Origin of the sequence: Streptomyces sp. H27-C3, from assembly GCF_030063415.1 — a bacterium.
Lineage (GTDB): Bacteria > Actinomycetota > Actinomycetes > Streptomycetales > Streptomycetaceae > Streptomyces.
Map to the genome: position 1 here is coordinate 1 of NZ_JASITA010000090.1, position 6,574 is coordinate 6,574.

The window sequence follows — 6,574 nt, forward strand, 5'->3', positions numbered from 1 at the left end:
GTCCCAGCCCGCCCCCGCCCGCCTCACTCCCCGTCCGTGAGCCTCCGGCCCACGCGCTCGATCGCGGCACGGACCCCGTCCCCGTATCCGTCGTCCCCCAGGGCGTCGGACGCCGCCCGCGCCCGGTCGAGATGGGTCCGCGCGGCTTCGGGGCGCTGCAGCTTCAGATAGTCGGCCGCCAGATTGAGATGGAGCGAGGGATAAAAACCACGCACCGCGACCGAGGGGTCGTGCCGGGCGACCCGCTCGTCACTCAGACCGTCGGCGGCGGCCAGCGCCCTGAGGTCCCAGGCCAGTTCATCGCCGGGATCGTCCTGGGTGTCCGCCATGTAGTGCGCGAGCGTGCACCGGTGGAAGGCATCGCCGCCCTCGCCCATCTCCGCCCACAGCACCCCGAAGCGATTGCGGGCCTCCTCGCGGTCGCCCGCGTGGAGAAGCATGACCGCCTGGCCGATCCGCGTCATCGTGGCATCTTCCGACGTCTCCTGCTGCTCCATCGCCGCGTTCTCCTGTCACCGCACGTCCTGCAAGGCCAACTCCGATGATCACGACGCTAGACCCCACCACTGACAATCCGGCTCAGGACCGGCCCAAGTCCGGGACGGTCCAGTCGATCGGCTGGTGGCCCTGCGCCGCGATCGCCTCGTTGATCTGCGTGAACGGGCGGGACCCGAAGAACTTCTTCGCGGACAGCGGCGAGGGATGCGCGCCCTTCACCACGATGTGCCGCTCCTCGTCGATCAGCGGGAGCTTCTTCTGCGCGTAGTTCCCCCACAGCACGAACACCGCCGGGTCGGGGCGCGAGGCCACGGCACGGATCACCGCGTCCGTGACCTTCTCCCACCCCTTGCCCTTGTGCGAGTTGGCTTCGCCCGACCGCACCGTCAGCACGGCGTTGAGCAGCAGGACTCCCTGCTCGGCCCACGGCATCAGACAGCCGTTGTCCGGGATCGGGATGTCCAGCTCCGCGTGCATCTCCTTGTAGATGTTCCGCAAGGACGGCGGCACCTTGACCCCCGGCCGCACCGAGAAACACAGGCCGTGCCCCTGCCCCTCGCCGTGGTACGGGTCCTGCCCGAGGATCAGCACCTTCACCCGGTCGTAGGGCGTGGCGTCGAGCGCGGCGAAGACCTCCTCGCGCGGCGGGTACACCGGCCCGTGTCCCCGCTCCCGCTCGACGAAGTCGGTCAGCTGCTCGAAGTAGGGCTTCCGCAGCTCTTCGCCGAGGACGCCGCGCCAGGACTCGGGCAGCATGTCGGTGTCGGTCACTTCAACAACCTCCGGTAAGTGATCAGTTCTCGACCACGAACCTACCTGCGGCCACTGACAGCGCCCCCCTACCGACCGCTGCGCCGCGCAAGTCGGCCTACGCCCTACCAGCCGGTCTCAGCCCTACCAGCTGGTCTTCCGGTGCAGCTGCCACACCTGCATGATCGTCTGCGGGTCCAGGGCACGCTCGGTGCCCGCGATGTCGTCGGAGGCGGCGACGTACAGCTTGCCCTGCCACAGCGGCAGCAGCCGGACATCCTTGAGCAGGATCTCCTGGGCCCGTTCGAACTGCTTGGACACCGCGGCACGGTCGCTCTCCCGACGCGACTGCGGCAGCAGGCTGGCCGTGATCTCGGGGGTGTCGTACGGCGTCCCGACGGCGTTCTTCTCACCGACGAAGGGGGCCACGAAGTTGTCCGGGTCCGGGAAGTCGGGCGCCCAGCCGCGGCCGAAGACCGGGAACTCGCCCTTCTGGTAACCCGTCTGGAACGAATTCCAGGGGCGGTTCTTGAGGGTGATCCGGAACAGCCCGGACGCGTCCAACTGCCGCTTCAGCTCGGCGAATTCCTTGGCCGTGGACGACCCGTACCGGTCGGACGTGAACCAGATGGTCAGCGGGACGGGCTCGGTGATACCGGCCTCTTCGAGAATGTCCTGCGCCTTGGGCACACTCGGCTCGCCATAGGCGTCGAAGAAGCTGGTCGTGTGCCCGGCGACGCCGCTGGGGACCATCGAGTAGAGGGGCTCGGCGGTGCCCTTGTAAACCTTGTCGACCAGTGCGCCGCGGTCGACGACCTGCGCGATGGCCTGCCGGACGGCGGGATTCCGGGCGGCCCGGTCCTTGGGATTGAACACCAGGTAGCGGATCTCGGCGCCGACCGCCTCGACGACCTGGAGTTCCTCCTCCTTCGGCTGCCCCTCCAGATCGACGATCTGTTCCGCGGTGAGACCGCGGAACGTCGCGTCGATCGCCCCCGTCTTCAGGGCGGTCACCATCGCGTCTGAGTCCTTGAAGTACCGGATGGTGACGGCGTCGTTCTTGCGCTCGGCGAAGCCCTTGTACTTCACGTTCTTCACCAGCTCGGCGGCCGAGTCCGGCGAGTACGCCTGCAGGTTGTACGGTCCCGAGCCGGTCAGCGTGTTGCCCTGGCGGAGCTTGCCCTTCGGATAGCCCGCGGGGCTCACCAGGGACATCGCGGGCGTGGCGAGGACGAACGGGAAGGTCGCGTCGGGCTTGTTGAGCCGGAAGGTGATCTTGCGATCGCCGTTTGTCTCCACCTTGTCCAGGCTGGTCAGAAGCCCGGCCGGGCCTCCCGTCGCATCGATCGCGAGGATGCGGTCGATGGAGTACTTGACGGCCGCGGCATCGAGCTTGGTGCCGTCGGAGAACGTCAGGCCGCTACGGAGTGTGCACGTGTAGACCTGGTTCGAACTGTCCGCGAAGACGCACTTCTCGGCCGCGTCGGGCTCCGGCGTGGCGCTCCCGTTCGGGTAGCTCACCAGCGTCTGGAAGACGTTCCGGTAGAGCTCCCAGGAGCCGTCCCACGCACCGGCCGGATCGAGGGTGCTCGGTGTGCTCGTCGTACCGACAGCGAGCTTTTGCTCCGAATCAGACTTGTCACTCGAAAGTACCCCGCATCCGCTCAGCAGGGACATGGACGCAAGGGCTGCAAGTGACTGCAGACATCTGGTCCGGTTGAACACGCGCACGCTCCTCGATCAGCCATGGGTCGGCAGACCATACCGCAGTGCCCTGTCGGGTCAACGGACAGATCCGACAGGGCACTTAGGCTCATCCAGAGCAATTCCGGCTTAAATCCGGCGTAACTCTGGATTAAATTTACTCAGCCCACACCCGCATTGAGGAAAATGCCGCCGTCGACGACGAGCGTCTGCCCGGTGATCCAGTCCGACTGGTCCGAGGTGAGGAAGGCGGCGGCCCCGCCGATGTCCTCGGGAACACCGAGCCGTCCCAGTGGATAAGCGGCGGCTGCCTCCGCCTCACGGCCCGCATACAGCGCCTCGGCGAATTTGGTCTTGACCACTGCGGGCGCGATCGCGTTGACCCGGACGACCGGCGCGAACTCGTGCGCCAGCTGAAGAGTCAGATTGACCATGGCCGCCTTGCTCATGCCGTACGCACCGATGAAGGGCGAGGCGGAGACCGCGGCGACGGAGGCGATATTGACGATCGCCCCGCCATTGTCCTTCTGCCAGGCCCGCCACGTCTGCTGCGCGAATCCGAGCGCCGAAATGACGTTGGTCTCGTAGACCTTGCGGGCGACATTCAGGTCGAGCTCCGCCATGGGTCCGAAGACCGGATTCGTGCCGGCGTTGTTGATCAGGAAGTCGACGCGGCCGAATGTCTCCATGGCGCGCTCGACGGCGTACGCCTGATGTGCCTCGTCGTGGGCCTTGCCCGGAACGCCCATCACCCGGTCTGCGCCGAGCTTGTCCACGGCCTCTTTGAGCGTGTCCTCGTTGCGCCCGGTGATGACCACCCGGTCGCCGCGGGCGACGAGCGCCGCCGCGATGCCGTACCCGATACCGCGGCTCGCGCCCGTGATCAGCGCGACCTTCCCGCTGTCCCGGACCTCGGGAGCCCCAGTTGCCTCAGTGGTCATGATTCAGTCCCTCGCGTCTTCGGTCTCTCGCGTCATCGGTCTCTCGCGTCAGTTGAGCGGGCCGCCGGCCACATACATGACCTGGCCGGATACGAAGCCCGCGGCGTCGGCGGCGAAGAAGGCGATGGCGTTCGCGATGTCGTCCGGGGTGCCGACGCGCTGTACCGGGATCTGGGTGGCGGCGGCCGCCTGGAAGTCCTCGAAGCCCATGCCCACGCGCTCCGCGGTCTGGGCGGTCATCTCGGTGACGATGAAACCGGGGGCCACGGCGTTGGCGGTGACGCCGAACTTGCCGAGCTCCTTGGCGAGGGTCTTGGTGAAGCCCTGCAGACCGGCCTTGACCGCGGAGTAGTTCGCCTGGCCGCGGTTGCCGAGCGCCGAGCTCGAGGACAGGCTGACGATACGGCCGAACTTGGCGTCCACCATGTGCTTCTGACAGGCCTTGGCCATCAGGAACGCGCCCTTGAGGTGCACGTTCATCACGGTGTCCCAGTCCAGCTCGCTCATTTTGAAGAGCAGGTTGTCGCGGAGCACACCCGCGTTGTTCACGAGGATCGTCGGTGCGCCGAGCTCCGTGGCGACGCGCGCCACGGCGGCCTCCACCTGGGCGCTGTCGGAGACGTCGCAGCCGACGGCGATGGCGGTGCCGCCCGCCGAGGTGATCTTCTCGACGGTGCCCTTGCAGGCCGCCTCGTCGAGGTCGAGTACGGCGACGGCGCGGCCCTCTGCCGCGAGACGTACCGCGGTGGCGGCGCCAATGCCGCGCGCCGCCCCGGTCACGATTGCGACGCGCTGCTCGGTGGTGGACATGCTGGTTCTCCTCGTCCTTGGATGCGGCTCAGCCGAGTCGACCGGGACACCCGATCGCTGAGCAACCGCTTAGTCTTCAGCAGACGTGACGCTAGAAGCCATGGCACCCGGTGTCAACGGCCCGAGGAATCAGCAGCGCACGTCACAACTGGTCGGCGCCGCCGCACGGCACCCGATCAGCGCACCAGCAGATCGAGCAGGCGCTCGATCTCGGCCTGCGGATCGGCCGTGAGCCCGGTGTGTACGGGCCCCGGCTGCACGACGGTGCTGCGCGGGGCGACCAGCCAGCGGAAGCGCCGCCCCGCGTCGTCACCAGCCGCCTGCCCGGCCGCGTCACCGCCCCCGCAGACGCCTTCGACGGCGCGCAGGGCGGCCCGTACGCCCGTGACGTCCGCCCGCGGGTCCAGGACCTTCAGCTTCGCCTCGTCCAGGTGGGTCCTGGCCGCGACGAACGACTTGGCCCGGCAGTAGACCAGCACGCCCGCGTTGAACATCTCGCCGCGCTCCACGCGCGGCACCACGCGCAGCAGCGCGTACTCGAAAACATCGCGCCGCTGGCTCACTTGTCGCCGTCCTTGTGCTTCTTCGTCGGGTGCGGCCACGGCACGAGGTGGTCGGTCAGCCAGCCCGGAGCCTGCGAGAGCCGGTCCTCGGCGGGCGCGTCGAGCGAGATCCGCTCATGGATCGTCGCCGCACGCGCCAGCAGCGCATCGACATACGCGCGGCGCAGCGCGTCCGTGGTTTCGAAGCCCGGCTCGTCCACCAGCCACTCGGCGGGCACATCGGCGGCGACCTCGGTCAGCAGCGCCTCGGTGACCAGCGGAGCCAGTTCGGCGGCTGCCGCGGCGATGTCCGGGCGGAACGGCGCGAGTACGTGGTCCGAGGCGTTGTACGGCTTGGCGGCCGAAGCCTGCGAGCCCGGCCAGTTGTGGTGCCAGATCATGGTGGCGCCGTGGTCGATGAGCCACAGGTCGCCGTGCCAGACGAGCATGTTCGGGTTGCGCCAGGAGCGGTCGACGTTGTTGATCAGCGCGTCGAACCAGACCACCCGGCCGGCCTCGGCGGGGTCCACCTCGTACGCGAGCGGGTCGAACCCGATGGAGCCCGGCAGGTAGTCCATCCCGAGGTTCAGCCCGCCGCTCGCCTTGAGCAGTTCCTGGACCTCCTGGTCGGGCTCGCCAAGGCCGATGACCGGGTCGAGCTGCATCGTCACCAGTCGCGGCACGCGAAGGCCGAGCCGGCGGCCCAGTTCACCGCAGATGACTTCGGCGACCAGGGTCTTGCGGCCCTGCCCCGCGCCGGTGAACTTCATGACGTACGTGCCCAGGTCGTCGGCCTCGACGATCCCGGGCAGCGAGCCACCCTCACGCAAAGGCGTGACATAGCGGGTTGCTACGACCTCTTCCAACATTTTCCCAGGCCACCCATCTCTACAGCCTTGCAATCCACGGACGGCTCCTCCGAGGCGCAGGGGCGAGAATCGGCGGTCAACGATGCTGGGGAGAATCTGGGGAGTTTCGACTGGCGTGCCGCTCTCCCCGCTCCCCGAGCAGTCCGTCGATGGTGCCCCGCCCCTTGCTGCCAGCCTCCGGCATGAAGTGAGCATAGTAACCGAGGGTGATCGCGGGCGAGGAGTGCCCGAGCCACCGCGCCAAGGTCACAACCGACTCTCCGGCTTCCAGCATGATCGAGGCGTAGCATGATCTCGAAGGCCCGTGTGGCGGCGGTCCGCAGCTCGTTCAGCCTTAGATTCAACCGGTCAGAGCAACAGTGCTGGTCGAGGAGGGTATACGTGGCGAGACTGGGTCGGCCGGGGATGCCGGACGAGATGAAGGCCGACTTGTGGCGGCGGTGGAAGGCCGGGGAATCGA

General features: G+C 67.9%; 7 protein-coding genes and 1 pseudogene. All 8 read right to left on the reverse strand.

Features of this window, described 5'->3' with window-relative positions:
* Nucleotides 1-23: 23 nt before the first annotated feature.
* Nucleotides 24-497 (reverse strand): hypothetical protein, encoded by a 474-nt coding sequence (locus QMK30_RS37930; RefSeq protein ID WP_283522886.1) that lies wholly within the window; start codon nucleotides 495-497, stop codon nucleotides 24-26.
* An 82-nt stretch (nucleotides 498-579) separates the two neighbouring features.
* Nucleotides 580-1,269, reverse strand: coding sequence for a uracil-DNA glycosylase (gene ung, locus QMK30_RS37935; protein WP_283522887.1), 690 nt, complete (start codon nucleotides 1,267-1,269; stop codon nucleotides 580-582).
* A gap of 123 nt (nucleotides 1,270-1,392) precedes the next feature.
* Nucleotides 1,393-2,973 (reverse strand): ABC transporter substrate-binding protein, encoded by a 1,581-nt coding sequence (locus QMK30_RS37940; protein WP_502963315.1) that lies wholly within the window; start codon nucleotides 2,971-2,973, stop codon nucleotides 1,393-1,395.
* Between the two features lie 140 nt (nucleotides 2,974-3,113).
* Entirely contained in the window at nucleotides 3,114-3,893 is a 780-nt protein-coding gene (locus tag QMK30_RS37945) for an SDR family oxidoreductase (RefSeq protein WP_283522889.1), read from the reverse strand.
* Between the two features lie 48 nt (nucleotides 3,894-3,941).
* Nucleotides 3,942-4,703: a 3-oxoacyl-ACP reductase FabG gene (fabG, locus tag QMK30_RS37950; RefSeq protein ID WP_283522890.1), complete on the reverse strand. Its 762-nt coding sequence runs from the start codon at nucleotides 4,701-4,703 to the stop codon at nucleotides 3,942-3,944.
* 176 nt (nucleotides 4,704-4,879) lie between these two features.
* Nucleotides 4,880-5,266: a DUF3037 domain-containing protein gene (locus QMK30_RS37955; RefSeq protein ID WP_283522891.1), complete on the reverse strand. Its 387-nt coding sequence runs from the start codon at nucleotides 5,264-5,266 to the stop codon at nucleotides 4,880-4,882.
* Nucleotides 5,263-6,114 (reverse strand): HipA family kinase, encoded by an 852-nt coding sequence (locus QMK30_RS37960; protein ID WP_283522892.1) that lies wholly within the window; start codon nucleotides 6,112-6,114, stop codon nucleotides 5,263-5,265. The genes QMK30_RS37955 and QMK30_RS37960 overlap by 4 nt, the downstream gene beginning before the upstream one ends.
* A gap of 76 nt (nucleotides 6,115-6,190) precedes the next feature.
* A pseudogene (locus QMK30_RS37965) lies at nucleotides 6,191-6,409 on the reverse strand (site-specific integrase); the annotation flags it as partial.
* Between the last annotated feature and the right edge of the window lie 165 nt (nucleotides 6,410-6,574).